A 694-nucleotide genomic window follows, 5' to 3' on the forward strand; every position below is an offset into this window, starting at 1 on the left:
GCGCCACGGGAGCCGGCGGTACGGTCCGGTCCTGCTGGCGGAGCTGGTTGTTCAGCTGACCAGCCCCGGTGGGCGGGGGAAGAAAGGCGGCCATGGCCGTGCTGCCATACAGCCCCGCGCCTGACAGCACCAGAAGGGCCGGCAGGGAAAGGCGGAAGCGACGGGCAGAAACAGGAGACGCACCATCCCCACCCCTGAAGTTCATGGAGAACACCATAATCATTCGGTCCTTATTAATATTAAGGTTTTACAGAAAACACATACCGGAAGACTCCTGACGGACAGGCTCCCGTATGTGCAGGGTGGGACCGGAGCAATATCCGGAATAAGCCCTGTGAAACACAGTTAACGTGAAAATAAAAAAGCAGGCAGAGGATAATTAAGTATTATTTTTATTTACTTTCTGAAGATACTGTTGGCAGATTAAAACTTTAAAGCGTAATTAATCGATCGTATCGATCGATTAATTCGATACAAACGATGAGAGAATGATATGACAGCTGTATTACAGAATGTCCGGTTAAGGAGAGAAAGTACTGCTCGTCCGCTGGTACATAAAATCATGATGCCGGCAAATCAATGTGGTTTGCCCTGCCAGACATTACATTATGGATGTCCTGCCATAACGTATTCGTCGGGAGACTGAGAAACACAATAAGGGAACAGGCAAAGTAAACAGCAGCAATAACCATAA

Annotated in this window: 1 protein-coding gene; it reads right to left on the reverse strand. The window is 48.7% G+C overall.

All coding sequences use genetic code 11. From position 1 onward, the window contains the following. Positions 1 to 223, reverse strand: a 223-nt coding sequence (locus tag HV477_RS28315) for a hypothetical protein (RefSeq protein WP_217487914.1), incomplete at its 3' end; no start/stop codon positions are given. Between the last annotated feature and the right edge of the window lie 471 nt (positions 224 to 694).

Origin of the sequence: Salmonella sp. SG203 (assembly GCF_013350575.1) — a bacterium.
Taxonomy (GTDB): Bacteria; Pseudomonadota; Gammaproteobacteria; order Enterobacterales; family Enterobacteriaceae; genus Salmonella; species Salmonella enterica.